Below are 17,499 nucleotides of genomic sequence, written 5' to 3'. Positions count from 1 at the left end.
TTGGGCAGTGGTCAGAATGCGTACTTGGCACCGATGCCGAACCAGTTGCCAGCCTTGGTGACACGCGAATCGATGCCGTTTAGCATGGCGTTGGACGGCATAGACAGCGGTGCGAGCCCCTTCAGGCGGTAGTGAATCATCCCGCCGAACACCGAAAATTCGAGCCCGTTGCCATACGCGTAGGTGGCCTGCAGCGTGTTGATCAGAGCGCTGTTGCTCTGGCCGCGCTCGCTGGGGTTTGTGGTGCTGGCCTTGCCCATGTAAGCCATACCAGTGGCGAACGTCCATTTGTCCATGCGGTAGCGGGCGCCCAGGGAAATGTCTGTCGAACGTGCGGGGTAGCCTGGGTTGCTCACGCCGTTGATTGAGCCAAACCAGTCCACGTTGAAAGGAAAGTTGAACTGCACAGGCGGTCCGTCCAGAGCGACCACCGCGTAGGCCCCGCTCCAGCGGTTGCGGCGAACCGCGCCAGAGAGTTCAATCTTTGGGCTGTACTGGTACACGGCTTGAATCAGCGCCACGCTTTGCCCAGAGTTGCCCAGTTTGCCATCGGCCGCCGCGTCATAAAACGGACCATTGAACACCGCTGCACCAAAGGCGGACGGTGTGCCATTGCGTGTGTCTTGGTACATGGCGTCAACCGACAAGTCTCCCTTGCCGTAGTGCGCCCAGAGTTCCAGAAAGCGGGGTTTGTTGATCTTGAAGTCCGAGTTGCCGCTGTCGTAGGTCGCTTCCAGCACCAGGTCGCCTTCAGCCACGTCAAAGACCCGGGATGTGTAACGCACAGCGCTGGTCAGATTGCGGTATCCGGCGCCAGTGCCAGCCCATGCGTACGACAAGCCGATGTTGGTGCCATAGGGGTAGTCCGCAAACTGCCAAGTGCGCGAAAGCATGTGCCCAACGGTCAGCACACCGTAGTCTTCGTGGCTAACTGCAATGTTTTTTTCACGCCAGAAGCCAGGGGAATCTTCCTTGCCGTCGCGCCAGTTTTGGCTCAACGTGCCCTTGGCCTTGAAGCCGTTGCCCAAGTCGTATTTGGCACCCAGCCACAACTGCGTTTGGCTAAACACGCTGTCTTTGCGCGACAAAGGGAGTCCAGGCACAACGGCGTCAGCCCAGACGCGCTGGCGATCTGTTTCGGGGCTCAACTGGCAACCGCTCGATGGGCACTGGTTGTTTGCCCGAGTCACAGTGACCTCGCCGAAACCGTTCAAGCTGAACATGCCGTCTGGCCCAAATTCGATGGCATGGCTCGCAGTGGCCATCGACAAAAGCGAGACAGCCGCAATGGCACTGACGCGAACACGTGGACTGCAAGGACGAGCGGGTCTGGGTATTGATACGTGAGCCGTGTGGGTTGGAATGATGCGTGACATGTGATGGCCTGACCAAGAATTTGGATTAGATGAAAGCGCTTTCACAAGTGTATGAAAACAGCCTCGCTTTCGTCAACTGTTACTTTCCCCGTGTTTTCCCTGATGGGTCGGCTGGGTATCCGATGCCTAGGGTTAACCATTAGGTGAAACCCCTGTCGTGCAATATGAAAGCGCTTTCATTATCATTCTGGGCGCTTGTATGAACCGATAAAAGGACGCTGATATGAAATTTTTGGACGCTTGCCGTTGGGCGCTGCTTGTAGCTTGCACAGGCTCTGCTCCGGCCTTGGCACAGCCCGTCAAGCTGGGTGCTGCCACCTACCACCTGGCGCCCAAGGGGAGCGACAAACCCATGCCTTCGGCGCCCATGCGCACCGATGCCATGTTGAAGACCGCGGCACAAACCAACCAGTGGTATTCGACGCTCATCTTCAACCCAACCCCCGAGGCCATCTTTGCGCACCCCTTGTCGGTCAAGGCGACAGCTGCTGGCTTTGAGATGGCGTTACCAAGCAAAGAAATTGTTCCCACCGTAAGGCGCGATGTGGAGGTGCACTACCCCCACAAAAACCCGCTGTTGTTCTCACCCGCTGCGTTCGAGGCAGGGCCGGCCAAACTGGCCAAGGCAAGCGATTGGTCGATCGACATCTCCATGGCCCGTGGCGCCGACGAAATGGTGATGACCGTGGCGCACGGAAGCCCGTTCGTGTCGATGCAACTCAGCCGCGGGGACATGCGGGTGCGTTTGCCCTCTCCAGGCAGCCGCTTCATTGCCGCCGACCCGCGCGTGCTGGCGTTGCAGGTAGCTGGCAAGTCTTACGCGCTTTTCGGCCCTACAGGGGTGGTCTGGGAAGCTGTTTCCCCTACCGAGTGGCTGGCGCGCCTTCCTGCGGGAAAGGGTTATCTGTCTGCCGCCGCATTGCCTGACGCGCAACCGGCCACGCTGGATTTGTTCACCCGCCACGCCTACGCGTTTATCACCGATACCCGCGTTGCATGGGCCTACGACCAGGCCGCAAGCCAAGTTGAAACCAGCTTTCAGGCCACCACGCGCACCATGGAGGGCACGGAGCAAGTGCCCCTGCTGGGGCTGTATCCGCACCAGTGGCACCAAAACACCTCGGTTCAGGGCAAGCTGGGCCCGGCGTTCGACACCATCCGCGGAAAGATCCATGTCTTGCCTGCCAACGGCTTCAAGAAGACCAACCGCTACAGCAGCTTCGTGCCGTTCTGGCCAGCGGTCACCGAAAGCCCGCGCAACGCCGAACTGGACGACTTGCTGAAGGCCGAAAAACGCACTGCACGCCGCATGATGCTGCAGAACGGGCAGGGCCCTTACTGGCAAGGCAAAGGCATTCAACGCAACATCAAGCTAATGGATATTGCCGAGCAACAGGGCGACATGGAGGGCCGGGACCAATTGCTGGCCATGGTGCAAAAGCGCATGGAAGAGTGGTTTGAAGGCGGCAAGGCCAAGGGCTATTTCCATCTGGACAAAAAGCTGGGCGCATTGGCCGCCTACCCGGACGAGTTCTTCCAGGTGGCCCAAATCAATGACCACCATTTCACCTACGGCTACTGGATCCGCACGGCCGCCGAAATTGCGCTGCGCGACCCTGCCTGGGCGGCTAAAGATCAGTGGGGCGCCATGATCGACCTGTTGGTGGCCGACATCGCCACCACCGAGCGAGGCAGCTCGGCTTTCCCATTTCTGCGCAACTTCGATCCCTACGAAGGGCATTCCTGGGCATCCGGTATTGGTCTGGGCGAACATGGCAACAATCAGGAGTCCTCATCAGAAGCCATCAACGCTTGGGTGGGCCTCATTTTGTGGGGTGAAGTCACCGGCAACAAGGCGCTGCGGGACCTGGGCGTCTATCTGTTCACCGCCGAAACCGAGGCCATCAACTTCTACTGGTTTGACATCCATGGGCTCGTATTGGCCCCAGAGTACAAAAACGTGGAAGTGAGCATGCTGTTTGGCGGCAAGTACGCCCACAACACCTGGTGGACGGACGAGCCGCGCCAGATCAAGGGCATCAACCTGCTGCCCATTACCACCGCGTCCACCTACCTGGGCCTTGAACCGGCCTATGTGAAGCGCAACCTTGATGCCCTGGTTCCAGAAATGGAGACCTACAGAACCTACGGCAAGCTGCCACCCAACCCACCACCGCGCGACATCTGGCAGGACGTGTTTGCCAAATACGGCGCCCTGGCCGATCCAACAGCTGCCCTGGCCAGCTGGGACCGATGGGGCTCGGTGGAGGTGGGCGAAACCCGCACGCACGCGCTGCATTTCATGCTGAGCCTCCAGAAAATGGGCTTGCCGGATTTCAGTGTGCGTGCCGATACGCCGCTGTACGCCGTCTTTAAGCAAACCGACGGTCGCAAAACCTATTTGGCCTACAACGCAGGCACCTCGCCGATCAATGTGACGTTCAGCGATGGAAAGACGCTGGCCGTGGCTCCGCGCACCTTGGGCCGCTTGCAATGATCGACAAACGGATGAAGCACGCCGTTTGGGTGGGCGGGGTGATGTTGCTTGCAGCGTGTGGCGGAGGGCAGGACGATGACGCACCCAATGCGGACGCTGCTGTGACGGTACCGAATGTGTCCGTTGGCCAGCCGACTGCACTACCCGCACCTGCAGTGCCCAAGCCACCCGAGGTTCCTAGCATCGAGGGATGGCGCCTCGTGTGGAACGATGAGTTCAACACCGACGGCGCGGTGGACAGCAGCAAATGGGCCTTTGACACGCACCGCAACAAAGACGGCTGGTACAACGGCGAGCTGCAGTACTACAGCAAAGACCGCGCTGAAAATGCGCGTGTTGAAGACGGCAAGCTCATCATCACCGCACAGCGCGAGCGGCTGACCACGGCGCCCGACTATGGCAACCAGAACTACACCTCGGCCAGGCTTTACACCAAGGGCAAAGCCAGCTGGACCTATGGGCGATGGGAGGTGCGCGCCAAGCTGCCGTGTGCGCTGGGAACCTGGCCCGCCATCTGGACGCTGGGTGACGGCATACCGGACACCGGCGTGTGGCCGCTGGACGGCGAGATCGACATCATGGAACAAAAAGGCTTTGATGCAGGTGAAAAAACCCGTGTGCTCGGTACCGTGCACACGCAGGCTTTTCACGCCGGTGGCAGCAAGGGCGAAACCGTTTCGCTGCCCACGGCTTGTAGCGACTTCAACACCTACCAGATGGAGTGGGACGAAGACCGGATTCGCATTGGCGTGAATGGCTCGTTTTACTTCACCTACGCCAACCCCAAAAATGGGAACGTGAACGAGTGGCCGTTCTTCCGGCCCCAGCACTTGCTTTTGAACGTGGCCGTGGGTGGCGTGCTGGGTGGAACGGTGCGCGACGACCAGCTGCCAGCCAGCATGGAGATTGACTACGTGCGGGTGTACCAGCGGTAAGCACACATTTCCTCGGAAATTAGAAGGTTGCATGTTTTTGCGCCCGGCTGTGAAGACACCGGGCGCATTTTTTTCACGGTTACCTGCACTGTCATAAGGCTGGGTACGAGCCTGCGGAGCCCAAGCCGGATGGTTTTCATCGATCGTGTGAACGGGCTGAGCTCGAACAAGGGCGGTCCGTCAAATTTCTTTATCCAGCTAGGGAAAGTCCCTAGCTCGGTTTGTTGTCAAAACCAGTGTGCATCCATAAAATTCCTGAAAGCGCTTTCATGGATGCGCTTTCAAACGTATCTTGAAGAAGACGTTTTAATTCCACCACTGTTCGGAGACAACTCATGCGACAACTCGTTTCACACATTCCCTTGACCGCCTGCGCACTGGCCACCGCGTTGCTGGTCAGCGCCTGCGGCGGTGGCGACGCATCGGCGCCTCCCACCGAGATCGGCTCCAGCGGCTTAGCGGTTGATGACTACATCAGCGGCGCTACCGTGGTTTGTGATGCCAATGGGAATGGTGCGTCGGATGCCGGCGAGGCCATCACCACCACCGATTCCACTGGCTTTTTCAAATTTGCAGCCACTTGCGCGTCGACCCTGGTGGTGACGGGTGGCACCAACACCGATACCCAGCTGCCCTTCGTGGGCAAGCTCATGGCTCCGGCTGGTTCAACCATGGTCACCCCGCTCACCACCTTGATGGCTGAGGGCATGACGCTGGACCAGATCAACGCCGCTTTGGGCTTGCCAGCGGGTACCAACGTGACCATGCTGGACCCGGCCCGCAAGGTGGGCGGCGAGTTGGACAACGCAGACCTGTTCCGAAAAACACTGGCGGTTCAGCAGGTGCTGCAGAAAACCGCCGAAACATTGGCGGCTCTGGCGGGCTCAACCGATGTGGCGGCGATGTACAGCCAAGCCGCTGCGGCCATGGCTAGCGTGCTGCGCGGTGATGCAAGCCTTGTACTTGTAGCTGGCGACGCCATGGACTCGGACACGGTGTCTGCCGTGGTGCAGGCTGCTGCAACGTGGGTCAACGCTGACGTCAACGCCGCCAGTCTGGCTCAGGTCATGGCCGGTGCGCTTACGGTGCAGGCCAACCAGATTCTGGCGGCCGACGGTGCCCAAGCCATCACGGACACCACAACGGCCCAGCAGGGCAGTTCGGCCATTCAAGCCTTTGTGGTCAACAACGAAACGGCTCTTCAGGCTGCGCCAAGCGATACGACCGCCAATCTCGCATCTGACCTGACTGGACAGGTGTCTGGCGGCGGTACTGTGACGCCACCACCGCCACCTGCCAGTGGCACCGTTTTGCTCTCATTCGATGAAGCCAATCCGGTTTTTATTGACATGGGCGCCTACGGTGGCGCACTGCCCGAAGTGGTGGAGGGGCCCACAGGTGGAAGCGGGAGTGCGTTGAAGATCCTTAAGCCCGCTGGCCAAGAGCCATGGGGTGGCGTGTACTTTGGATTGCCTTCCATTCCGTTTGCCGCTGATCGCAAAGTCATCACAGCGAGGGTGTATTCCACCCGGGCGAATGCAGTGATCAAGTTCAAGGTGGAACATTCTCAGGCCGTGGCCACCGAGGTGGCGAGCGCACCCGTGCCTGCCAATACTTGGACCACCGTGAGCTGGGACATGACGGGTGTTGACCTGAGCAAGGCTTACAGCACCATTGCCATCACGCCAGACCAAGATGTCACGGCATCTGGGCAGACCTATTACATCGACGAAATCACCCTTGCCGCCGCCGCGCCTGTAGTGGCCCCACCACCACCGCCTGTCAGCACCAGCTGTGCTACCAGCACGGAACAATGTGTCAGCTTCAGTGAAGCCAATGCTGGCGTGAACCCGTTCGAGGGGCTGGTTGTTGGAGAAGTGATCACAGACCCAGCAGAAGCAACCAACAAGCTGCTTAAGATGGTCAAGGGCCCGGGCAGCCAGCCGTGGGCCGGAGCGACGGTGTATACCTCGACAGCCACCGACGGCGCGAAAACCCTCCTGACAGTTCCAACAGTCGGCCTGGGCACCAGCAAGCAGGTGACCTTGCGGGCCTACTCGGGCGCTCCAGTGGGAACCAAGGTTTCCTTGAAACTGGAAAACGCTTTGGGCGCAGGTTTTGTTTTTGCTGAGGCGAGCACCACCAAGCAAAACGAATGGGAAACCCTGACCTTCAACTTTGCCACCCCAAGTGCCGGATCTTTCAACGCCAGCGTGAGCTACGACATGGCGTCCCTGTTCCCCGCCTGGAGTGAAGTTGCGGGCACCCAGCCAACGCTGAGCGCGGACACCACCTTCTACTTCGACGATTTGAAGTACGCCGTATCCGGTGCAACGCCACCGCCTCCGCCACCTGTCGCTGTTGGTAACGTGCTGGCCACTTTTGATGAAGCTACACCGCTCGCCATCAATGAGTTCGGTGGTGCCGTGGCGGTCATTGCGGCCGGACCAGCGGGCGCCACGGGCAATACGCTCAAGATCACCCGCAACGGTGGTGAGCCCTGGGCGGGCGGCTGGATTGGTATTCCGCAAGTGCCCAGCAATGCAGGCACCCAGGTGGTGTCCGCCCGGTTCTACTCGCCCACGGCGGGTATCCCCGTGTTTGCCAAGGTTGAGTACGACGACAACGCGGGCTCCGGTGATGTGAAAGCCAATGAAGCAGTGGTCGCGGGGTGGCAGACGCTTACCTTCACGTTCTCCAGCCTCAACGCCACAAAGGTCTACAACCGATTCGTAATGTTGCCTAACCTCGGTGCGCAGGACACTGCCAAGGATTACTTCTTTGACGACATCACGGTCGCTGCATCGGGTGGTGGTTCTGGCGGCGGCACAACTCCTCCGGTCGGTGGCGACCCCACCGCCGAGATGGGTTCGGGTGGGCCGCAGGAACTGCCGCTGGCCGTCAGCAACGACCAGCATGCGTTCATCTTCACAGGCGATGGCGTGTTTGCGGGTGACTACATCGGCAAGCTGGACGCCAACGGTAACCATGCAGGTTGGGAAAATGCTTCCACCAACGGTATTGCGAAAAACGGCAACATCGGCTACTTCCAGGACGCTCTGCTGAGCGGTGCTTCAAACCAGATCGTTGAGACGGGCGGCAATGGTTGGGTCACGGGCAACATTGACAACCCTGGCGGTGTTGGAGGCTTCTTCCGTTACTTCATCTTGAGAGCGCCTGCGACCACTTTTGCCGATTCCTACATGGGTCTGTACGTGAACGCACCCAACAATGGAACGGTGGATGTCAGTACCTATGGAAACATCAAGTTCAAGCTCTGGGGCCCTGCTGAGATGTACCAGAACGGCAACTTCAGCCCAACGGTACAAATCATTCTCACCGGCCCCAAGGTGGCTGGTTGTACCGCCACGGGTTCTGGTGGCACGGAGATCACCAAGAACTTGCTAGCCAACCAGAAAATTGGTGCGGGTTCCAGCTACACCGTGTCGCTGGCTGGCTGGACCGTCAACGGAGTCTGTGGTGATGACACCAATGCAACTGCGGTCAATACGGTGTTGTCAAAACTGGCCCGTGTCGTCGTCAATGTGCCGGGTAGCAGCTTCAACTTCACCAACTCGGCGCCAGGTGATGCGACCATTTATGCAACTGGCGTGAACCTGGGTCCCATTGCCTTCACGAAGTGAACAGGTTCGCTCGACAGCGGCCGATGGGTTGTGTCGGTCAGTGATGCGAATGCATCAAGTTTGAAACCCGATCCAGGGTGACTATAAAAGGGCCGAGCGGTAGCGTTCGGCCCTTTTTTCCGTATGCGCTACACCCGGTCTCGCCAAAATCCTTGCGTTGTAATCGAGTTACACGCCGGGTATCATGTTTCGTCCGTTACGCCTCTTTCGGCACATTCTCGCGGCTCACCCAACAGCTATCGACCATGCACACGCCCAACCCCACCCCGTTGCCCCGCCTGCTCGCCGACGTGGGCGGCACCAACGCCCGCTTTGCCTGGCAAGCCGGCGCGGGTGCGCCGATCACCGATGTGCGGGTGTTGCCCTGCGCTGAACATGCCACGCTGCAACACGCCATACAAACCTACCTGAGCGGGCTGGGGCGCGGCACGCCCCACGCAGTGGCCATCGCCATTGCCAACCCGATCACGGGTGACCAGATCCGCATGACCAACCACCATTGGTCGTTTTCGCAAGCAGCGGTCAAGTCCGAGTTTGGTTTTCACACACTGCGCCTGCTGAATGACTTCACCGCCTTGGCGCTGGCGCTGCCTGATTTACCGGTGCACGAGCTGCGGCAGGTGGGCGGCGGTGTGGCGCAGCCGCAGGCAGCCATGGGGCTGGTGGGTGCGGGCACCGGGCTGGGGGTTTCGGGTTTGTTGCCCGACGGTTTTGGGGGCTGGGTGCCACTGGAAGGCGAGGGTGGCCACGTGACGCTGCCCGCCACCACCCCCCGCGAGCGGCTGGTGATGGACGGCCTGATTCGCCGCTACGGCCATGCATCGGCCGAGCGTGTGACCTGCGGCCAAGGTCTGCTGGACACCTACCTGCTGTTGTGCGAGGCCGATGGCGTGAGCGTGGGTGCCATCCACGGCGCCGCCGACGTGAGCGATGCCGCCCTGAAAGCCGGGCACCCGCAGGCGCTGGAAGCGCTCAACCTGTTTTGCGCCATGCTGGGCTCGGTGGCGGGCAACCTGGCGCTCACGCTGGGCGCGCGGGGCGGGGTGTATGTGGGCGGCGGCATTGTGCCGCGCCTGGGAACCTGGTTTGACGCTTCGCCGTTTCGCGAGCGTTTTGAGACCAAGGGCCGGTTCCAGCGTTACCTGAGTGAGCTGCCGGTGTGGGTCATCACGTCGGCCCAGTCGCCGGCCCTGATGGGGGCTGCCCGCGCCTTGGGTTGAAATTTAGTAACGGATTCCCGGGTTTTCCCTGATGGTTGTTTTCATTAATTAATGAAAAATTAAAGATCCCGACGCGCTGTGCGTGGGGCCAACCAACAACGGGCCGCAGGCCCCTCTCGGAGACAGCCATGAAGTTCAATTACACCCTCGGCGCTGCCTTGGTGGCGGCCATGTTGGCCACCGCATGCGGCAAAAAAGAAGACGTTGCTGCCACTCCGGCGCCCGCGCCAGCGGCTGCGCCGGCACCCGCCAAAACGGCGGTCGAGGTGTTGCACTACTGGACGTCGGGCGGCGAAGCCAAGTCGGCGGCCGAGCTCAAGGCCATGCTGGAAGCCAAGGGCCACGAGTGGAAAGACTTTGCGGTGGCGGGCGGCGGTGGCGACAACGCCATGACCGTGCTCAAGAGCCGCGCTGTGTCGGGCAACCCGCCCACGGCTGCGCAGGTCAAGGGCCCGGCCATTCAGGAATGGGCGACCGAAGGCATGCTGGCCAGCATCGACAGCGTGGCGCAGGCCGAGAAGTGGGACGAACTGCTGCCCAAAGTGGTGGCCGACGTGATGAAGGCCAACGGCAGCTACGTGGCCGCCCCGGTCAACGTGCACCGCGTGAACTGGATGTGGGCCAACCCCGAAGTGCTGAAGACAGCCGGTGTGTCTGGCATGCCCAAGACCTGGGACGAGTTCTTTGTGGCGGCCGACAAGATCAAGAAGTCGGGCAACGTGGCACTGGCCCACGGTGGCCAGAACTGGCAAGACTTCACCGTGTTTGAGTCGGTGGTGTTGGGCGTGGGTGGCGCCGCGTTTTACAACGATGCCCTGGTGAAGCTGGACCCGGCGGCCATTGCCAGCCCGACCATGACCAAGGCGCTGAACACCTTCCGCAAGCTCAAGGGCTACACCGACGCAGCCTCCACCGGCCGCGACTGGAACATGACCACCGCCATGGTGATCGGCGGTAAGGCCGGTTTCCAGTTCATGGGTGACTGGGCCAAGGGCGAATTCACCGCCGCAGGCCAGAAGCCCGGCGAGGGTTTCCTGTGTGCCGCCGCACCGGGCACCGCCAACGCTTACACCTTCAACGTGGACTCGTTCATCATGTTCAAGCTGAAGGACGAAGGCGCGCAAAAGGCCCAGGCCGATCTGGCCTCGGCGATCCTGAGCACCGAGTTCCAGGAAGTGTTCAACCAGAACAAGGGTTCTATCCCCGTGCGTCTGGGCCACAACATGGAAAAGTTTGACGATTGCGCCAAGCTCTCCGCCACGGACTTCGTGGAAACCGCCAAGTCGGGCGGTCTGGTGCCCTCCATTGCCCACGGCATGGCGGTGGACCCGGCCAAAGCCGGCGCCATTCAGGACGCGGTCACGCAGTTCTGGAACGACGACAAGTTGAGCGTGGCCGATGCGCAGAAGCGCATCGCACAAGCCGCCACCAACTAAAGCGGCTTCCCGAAGCCCCATCAGCGAGTCAGGCTCGGGCGCTCCCCAGCGGGGGGCGTCCGTGCCTGAACCTCCCATGCCCAAAACACTCGACAACCTCCTGCCCAAGCTGGTGCTGGCGCCTGCCTTCGTACTCGGCCTGGCCTTCATTTACGGCTTCATGGTCTGGAACGGGCTGCTGTCCGTGACGGCATCGCGCATGTTGCCCAACTACGAACTGGTGGGCCTGGCCCAGTACGAGCGTCTGTGGGAAATGGACCGCTGGTGGGTCGCCCTGAAAAACCTCGCTATTTTCGGCGTGCTGTACGTCGGCGTGTCGATGGCGCTGGGTGTGTTTCTGGCCGTTCTGCTGGACCAGAAAGTGCGCGGCGAAGGCTTCATCCGCACCGTGTACCTCTACCCCATGGCCTTGTCGTTCGTGGTGACCGGCACCGCCTGGAAATGGATTTTGAACCCCAGCGAAGGCCTGCAAAAAATGATGCAGGACATGGGCTGGACGAGCTTTACGTTTGACTGGCTGGTCCAGTCGGATATGGCGATTTACTGCGTGGTGATTGCCGGTGTCTGGCAGTCGGCAGGCTTTGCCATGGCCTTGTTTTTGGCGGGCTTGCGTGGTGTGGACGACAGCATCATCAAGGCCGCACAAATTGACGGTGCCTCGTTGCCCCGCATTTACTTGCGCATTGTGCTGCCCGCGTTGCGGCCGGTGTTCTTTTCAACCTTGATGGTGCTGGCGCACCTCGCCATCAAGAGCTTTGACCTGGTGATGGCGCTCACATCGGGCGGCCCGGGTTACGCCACCGACGTGCCCGCCACCTTCATGTTCGCCATGAGCTTTACCCGCGGCCAGATTGGCCTGGGCGCGGCCAGCGCCACCATCATGTTGGCCACCGTGGCCGCGATTGTTGTGCCCTACCTTTACAGCGAACTGCGGAGCAAGCCCCATGACCGCTAGATTTTCCCTTGGGCGCCTGGCGCTCATGACCACGCTGCTGGTGGGTGCTGCCTTCTTCCTTGCGCCGCTGTATGTGATGGTGGTTACGTCCCTCAAAGACGCGGATGAAATCCGCAACGGCAACCTGCTGAGTCTGCCCGGCAGCCTGAATTTTTCGGCCTGGGGACAGGCCTGGTCCAGCGCCTGCACCGGGGTGGAGTGCAAAGGCCTGCAGCCGTTTTTCTGGAACTCGGTGTGGATGGCCATACCCGCTGTGCTGATCTCGACCACCTGGGGTGCGCTCAACGGTTATGTGCTGAGTCTGTGGAAATTTCGCGGCAGCGAAACCTTCTTTGGCCTGTTGCTGTTTGGTGTGTTCATGCCGTTTCAGGTCGTGCTGCTGCCTATGAGCCAGGTGCTGGGCTGGCTGGGTTTGTCCAGCACCATCGGTGGTCTGATCTTTGTGCACTGTCTCGCGGGGCTGCCCAGCACCACCCTGTTCTTTCGCAACTACTACGCCGCCGTGCCCGGTGAATTGCTCAACGCTGCCAGGCTCGACGGAGCCGGTTTCTGGCAAATCTTCCTGCGCATCATCGTGCCCATGTCCACCCCCATCGTCATGGTCACGCTCATCTGGCAGTTCACCCAGATCTGGAACGACTTTCTGTTTGGCGTGGCCTTCAGCGGTGCCGACTCCAAACCCGTCACCGTGGGCCTGAACAACCTGGCCAACACCACCAGCAGCGTCAAGGCCTACAACGTGGACATGGCTGCCGCCCTTATTGCGGCGCTGCCCACGGTGGCGGTCTATGTGCTGGCCGGTCGGTATTTTGTGCGCGGCCTCACCGCCGGCGCTGTCAAAGGTTAAGGACAACATCATGGCATCGTCACTCGACATTCAAGGCGTTCGCAAGTGCTTCGGCAAGGGCGACAAGGCGGTGGAGGTGTTGAAAAAAATCGACATCGCCGTGGCGCCGGGCGAATTCCTCATCCTCGTTGGCCCCTCCGGCTGCGGCAAGTCCACCCTGCTCAGCATCATTGCCGGGCTCGAAGAGCCGACCGAAGGCGCCATCAACATTGCCGGGCGCAACGTGGTGGGCGTGCCCCCCGCACAGCGCGACATTGCCATGGTGTTTCAAAGCTACGCGCTCTACCCCACCATGAGCGTGGCCGACAACATCGGCTTCGCGCTGGAGATGCGCAAAGTGCCCAAACCCGAGCGCAAAAAGCGCATCGACGAAGTGGCCGCCATGCTGCAAATTGAGCACCTGCTGGACCGCCGGCCCAGTCAGCTCTCGGGCGGGCAGCGCCAGCGCGTGGCCATGGGCCGGGCGCTCGCGCGACAGCCGCAGCTGTTTCTGTTTGACGAGCCACTGTCCAATCTGGACGCGAAGCTGCGTGTGGAAATGCGCGCCGAAATCAAGCGCCTGCACCAGGCCAGCGGCATCACCAGCGTGTACGTGACCCACGATCAGATCGAGGCCATGACGCTGGGCAGCCGCATCGCGGTGATGAAAGACGGCATCTTGCAGCAGCTGGGCACGCCGGACGACATCTACAACCGCCCGGCCAACACCTACGTGGCCACCTTCATTGGTTCGCCCACCATGAACCTCATCACCGGCAAAGCCATTGCGGCGGCCGACGGTGGCGGTTTTGGCATTCAGGGCGCCGACTTGCCCGTGGTCAGCCCAGCCATGCAGGGCAACCAGGCCCTGCTGGGTTTGCGCCCCGAGCACATCGTTTTCAACGACGCCGCCCCTTGGCGCGGCGAAGTGAGCGTGGTGGAACCCACCGGTGCCGACACCTATGTGGTGGTGAAAACCGCCGCGGGCGACGTGACCGTGCGCACCGCACCGCAGGTGCGCGTGAGCCCTGGTGACCGCGTGGGGCTGGACATTCAGATGGCACACGCGAGCTGGTTTGACACCCAGTCAGGGGTGCGGCTGGGCTGACCAGCCTGCAAACCGCCCAGCCAAGGCGGCAGGCTCCTAGGCCAGCCGCAGTTCAACCCGCAAGCCTTGCGGCTGCAACCGTTCCACCCGTGCCTCACCGCCGTGGCGGCGGGCAATTTCCTGCACGATGGCCAGACCCAGCCCGCAGCCGCCAGGCTGTTCGCTGGCGCGCCAGAACCGCTGAAACACGTGCGCCATGTCCTCATCGTTGAGGCCGGGGCCGTTGTCTTCCACCGCCAGCAGGGCGCCGCTGGGCAGAGCCTGCACCCGCAAGGTGATGGTGCTGCCGCGCGGGGTGTAGCGCAGCGCGTTGTCAATCAGGTTGGCCATGGCTTCGCGCAGTTGCAGGGTGTCGCCGTTCATCGTCAGGTGTTCGGCACCCTCGTAGCCCAGGTCCATGCCGGCAGCGAGTGCGCGCGGCGTCCATTCGCGGGCCACTTCGCGCGCCAGCACCGGCAGGTCCAGCGGCTCGCTGCGGGCGCGCGTTTCGGTGCGGGCCAGGGTCAGCAGCTGGTGCACCAGGTGGGCGCTGCGCTGCGCGCCAGTGAGCACTTTCGCCAGTCGCTGCGACAGGGCGGGGTCGGTGGTTTCGCGCTGTGCCAGTTCCACCTGGCTGATCAGCCCGGCCAGTGGCGTGCGCAGCTGGTGCGCGGCGTCGTTGATGAAGCGCTTTTCCTGGTTCACGCTGCGTGCCACCTCGTCCAGCAGACCGTTCACCGCCTGCACCAGCGCATGCACTTCGCTGGGTGCCTGCGTCATGCCAATCGGCGACAGCGCGTTCACCGAGCGGTGTTCCAGCTGGGCCGTGAGGCGGGTCAAGGGGGCCAGGCCGCGGCGGATGCCGCCATACACCAGCAGGCTCAGCAGCACGCCCAGCGCCAGCAGCGGGGCCAGCATGTCGGCCACCAGCTCGCGGGCAATGCGCTGTTGCACCGCCGTGCCCTTGCCCACCTGCACGCGCAGGGTCTGTGGCGTCGCGCCTTCGCCGTATTGCACGTCCATGGCCACAATGCGCAGCGGTTTGCCGTCCAGCAGGCCGCCGTAAAGCAGCGGCTCGCCCGGCCAGCCAGGCGCTTCGGTGGGCTGGGGCAGGCGCTGATTGCCCAGCAAAAACTGGCCAGGGGGCGACGACACCATGTAGCTGATGCGGTCGTCTGGGTCTTGTTCCAGCACGTCTTGCGCGGCGCGTGGAAAGTCGATCAGCAAACCCGAACCCACCGGCTTGACCTGACGCGCCAGCGCCCGCACCGACTGGGTGAGCGACTGGTCGATGCCCTTTTCAGCGTAAGACAGGGCGATGCGGTAGGTCAGCAAGCCGCCGCCGGCCCACAGCACGAGCTGGGGCAGCAGCAACCACAGCAGCAGCTGGCGGCGCAGCGAGAGCAGGGCGGGCGCAGACACCCGGTCAGCCCGCTGCCGTTTCCAGCATGTAGCCCAAGCCGCGCACGTTGCGTATGTTGAACGTGGAGCCCGCCAATTTTCGGCGCAGGCGGTGCACATACACCTCCAGCGCGTTGGACGCCACGGTGCCCGGCTCGCCAGGGTCGGACTGCCAGGCACCCAGCACGTCTTCGCGGCTCACCACCTGGCCGCTGTGGCGCACCAGCAGGTCGAGCAAGGCCCATTCGCGCTGTGTCAGGTCAATGGCTTCTTCGCCCAGCCAGGCGCGCGGCAGCTGCGGGTCCAGCCGCAGCTGCCCCACGCCGGCGCCCTGCACCGCAGCAGCGCTTGCGCCACCAAAAGCCGGCAGGCTGGCGCGGCGCAACATGGATTGCAGGCGCGCTTGCAGTTCTTCGCGGTTGAAAGGTTTGGTCAGGTAATCGTCGGCTCCTGCGTTGAGGCCGGCCACCCGATCTTCCACACCATCGCGCGCGGTGAGTATCAGCACTGGCAGAGCCGGCAAGCGCTGGCGCAAGGTGCGCAGCACGGTCAGCCCGTCGATCTTCGGCAGGCCAAGGTCCAGCACCATGCCATCGAACGACACCGATTGCAGCAAGTGCAGCGCCTGTTCGCCATCGGCGGCGGTGTCGATGCGGTGCCCCGCTTGCATCAGCTGGGCGCTCAGTCCGTCGCGCAGCAGTTCGTCGTCTTCAACAATCAGGAGGTGGGCCATGCGGCCAAATTATGCGGGCTTTTGCACCGGCGCTGACGCGGGTTCGGTGGGCTGGTCGTGCGCCAGCCCCAGCGCGTGGGCCATGGCCCGGGCCCGTGCTTCGTGGATGGCGCCTGCAATGCGCAGCCCCACCGCGGTCGCGTCTGCCGATGGGGCGGTTGTGCTTGGCGTGTCCGCTGCGCGCTGCAACACACTGGCTGCCAATGCGCCGGTGTCGACCGACAAGGCGGCGTCCAGCGCTTGTCGCAGACGGGGGCGTTGCGGGTAAAACTTCTCTTCATGGCCCAGGCGCCCGCGGGCATCGCATTCGCAGGCCAGCAGCACCTCGTCAAACCGCTCGGGCCGGCGCAGCGCGTCGCAGCGTTCCAGCAGACGCAGCAGCGCGGCTGCGCCAAACTCGGTGCTGCGGTGGATGTTGCCGTGTTCGCGCGCCACCACATCGGCCAGCTCGCGGCTCTCGCGCGGCACGCGCCAGCGCTCACACAGGCCGCGCAGCAGCTTGGCGCTGCGCTCTTCGTGGCCAATGTGGCGCGGCAGCACGTCGGCTGGCGTGGTGCCTTTGCCCAGGTCGTGGCCCAGGCAGGCAAAGCGCACCGGCAGCGGGGCGGCCAGGCGGGCGCTCATGTCCAGCACCATCATCAGGTGCACGCCGGTGTCCACTTCCGGGTGGTAGTCGGCGCGCTGTGGCACGCCCCAGAGCCGGTCCACTTCAGGCAGCAGGCGCACCAGCGCCCCGCAGGCACGCAGCACCTCAAACATGCGGCTCGGGCGCTGTTCCATCAGCCCGCGCGAAAGCTCTTGCCACACCCGTTCGGGCACCAGATGGTCCACCTCGCCGTGCTCCACCATGTGGCGCATCAGGTCCAGCGTTTCCGGGGCCACCGAAAAGTCGGGAAAGCGGGCAGCAAACCGTGCCAGCCGCAAAATGCGTACCGGGTCTTCGGCAAACGACGTGGTCACATGGCGCAACAGGCGGGCTTGCAGGTCGCGCCGTCCGCCGTAAGGGTCGATCACATACGCATTGGCCGGGTCGTCGGCCTCCGCCTCACTCACCGCCATGGCGTTGATGGTCAGGTCGCGCCGGGCCAGGTCGTCTTCCAGCGTCACGCCGGGTTCGGCGTGGAAGGCGAAGCCGTGGTAGCCCGGGGCGGTTTTGCGTTCGGTGCGGGCCAGCGCATATTCTTCGCGCGTTTTCGGGTGCAGAAACACCGGAAAATCGCGCCCCACCGGCAGGTAGCCCTGCGCCTGCATGGCCTTGGGGGTGGCGTCCACCACCACCCAGTCGCGGTCAAAGTGGGCGGGTGGGGTGGCGGTGGCGTCTTGCTGCATCAGGGCGTCGCGCACCGCGCCGCCCACCAGGTAAATCTTCATGCTGCCAAGTTTATGCCC

General features: G+C 62.4%; 12 protein-coding genes and 1 pseudogene. 8 read left to right on the top strand and 5 right to left on the bottom strand.

The window, feature by feature from the left end; translation table 11 throughout:
- Window positions 1-11 precede the first annotated feature (11 nt).
- Complete coding sequence (locus ACTG4K_RS04705; RefSeq protein WP_439113034.1) at window positions 12-1,148, bottom strand: hypothetical protein; 1,137 nt, start codon at window positions 1,146-1,148, stop codon at window positions 12-14.
- 451 nt (window positions 1,149-1,599) lie between these two features.
- Between ACTG4K_RS04705 and ACTG4K_RS04700 the strand changes: the two genes are divergently transcribed.
- Together ACTG4K_RS04700 and ACTG4K_RS04695 are read left to right on the top strand one after the other, a co-directional pair.
- Window positions 1,600-3,873, top strand: coding sequence for a glycosyl hydrolase (locus ACTG4K_RS04700; protein ID WP_439113033.1), 2,274 nt, complete (start codon window positions 1,600-1,602; stop codon window positions 3,871-3,873).
- Window positions 3,874-3,884: 11 nt separating this feature from the next.
- Complete coding sequence (locus tag ACTG4K_RS04695; protein ID WP_439113032.1) at window positions 3,885-4,808, top strand: glycoside hydrolase family 16 protein; 924 nt, start codon at window positions 3,885-3,887, stop codon at window positions 4,806-4,808.
- 469 nt (window positions 4,809-5,277) lie between these two features.
- Here the strand turns inward: ACTG4K_RS04695 and ACTG4K_RS04690 are convergent, their stop codons facing one another.
- Entirely contained in the window at window positions 5,278-5,613 is a 336-nt protein-coding gene (locus ACTG4K_RS04690; protein ID WP_439113031.1) for a hypothetical protein, read from the bottom strand.
- Window positions 5,614-5,650: 37 nt separating this feature from the next.
- Between ACTG4K_RS04690 and ACTG4K_RS04685 the strand changes: the two genes are divergently transcribed.
- The 6 genes from ACTG4K_RS04685 (at window position 5,651) to ACTG4K_RS04660 (ending at window position 13,997) form a co-directional block, all read left to right on the top strand.
- Window positions 5,651-8,452 carry a hypothetical protein gene (locus ACTG4K_RS04685; protein ID WP_439113030.1) on the top strand — a complete coding sequence of 934 codons (2,802 nt, stop codon included), beginning with the start codon at window positions 5,651-5,653 and terminating at the stop codon, window positions 8,450-8,452.
- Window positions 8,453-8,697: 245 nt separating this feature from the next.
- The gene (gene glk, locus ACTG4K_RS04680) at window positions 8,698-9,672 is read left to right on the top strand and encodes a glucokinase (protein ID WP_439113029.1); all 975 of its coding nucleotides are present in this window, start codon (window positions 8,698-8,700) and stop codon (window positions 9,670-9,672) included.
- A gap of 128 nt (window positions 9,673-9,800) precedes the next feature.
- Window positions 9,801-11,108 carry an ABC transporter substrate-binding protein gene (locus ACTG4K_RS04675; protein WP_439113028.1) on the top strand — a complete coding sequence of 436 codons (1,308 nt, stop codon included), beginning with the start codon at window positions 9,801-9,803 and terminating at the stop codon, window positions 11,106-11,108.
- 76 nt (window positions 11,109-11,184) lie between these two features.
- Window positions 11,185-12,063, top strand: coding sequence for a carbohydrate ABC transporter permease (locus ACTG4K_RS04670; RefSeq protein WP_439113027.1), 879 nt, complete (start codon window positions 11,185-11,187; stop codon window positions 12,061-12,063).
- On the top strand, window positions 12,053-12,910 hold the full coding sequence (locus tag ACTG4K_RS04665) for a carbohydrate ABC transporter permease (RefSeq protein WP_439113026.1): 858 nt from the start codon (window positions 12,053-12,055) through the stop codon (window positions 12,908-12,910). The genes ACTG4K_RS04670 and ACTG4K_RS04665 overlap by 11 nt, the downstream gene beginning before the upstream one ends.
- 10 nt (window positions 12,911-12,920) lie before the next feature.
- On the top strand, window positions 12,921-13,997 hold the full coding sequence (locus tag ACTG4K_RS04660; RefSeq protein ID WP_439113025.1) for an ABC transporter ATP-binding protein: 1,077 nt from the start codon (window positions 12,921-12,923) through the stop codon (window positions 13,995-13,997).
- Window positions 13,998-14,033: 36 nt separating this feature from the next.
- On the opposite strand, the gene ACTG4K_RS04655 is transcribed toward ACTG4K_RS04660, so the two are convergent.
- The 3 genes and pseudogenes from ACTG4K_RS04655 to ACTG4K_RS04645 form a co-directional block, all read right to left on the bottom strand.
- On the bottom strand, window positions 14,034-15,398 hold the full coding sequence (locus tag ACTG4K_RS04655; RefSeq protein ID WP_439113024.1) for a sensor histidine kinase: 1,365 nt from the start codon (window positions 15,396-15,398) through the stop codon (window positions 14,034-14,036).
- Window positions 15,399-15,402: 4 nt separating this feature from the next.
- Window positions 15,403-16,110, bottom strand: coding sequence for a response regulator (locus ACTG4K_RS04650; RefSeq protein WP_439113023.1), 708 nt, complete (start codon window positions 16,108-16,110; stop codon window positions 15,403-15,405).
- Window positions 16,088-17,481 (bottom strand): annotated as a pseudogene (locus ACTG4K_RS04645) (multifunctional CCA addition/repair protein). The gene ACTG4K_RS04650 and the pseudogene ACTG4K_RS04645 overlap by 23 nt, the downstream one beginning before the upstream one ends.
- Window positions 17,482-17,499 lie beyond the last annotated feature (18 nt).

The sequence above is a fragment of the Hydrogenophaga sp. genome (genome assembly GCF_965657535.1).
In the GTDB taxonomy this organism is placed as follows: Bacteria; Pseudomonadota; Gammaproteobacteria; order Burkholderiales; family Burkholderiaceae_C; genus Hydrogenophaga.
The sequence above is the reverse complement of the archived record's forward strand: the minus strand, read 5'-3'. Positions and strand labels throughout refer to the sequence as shown.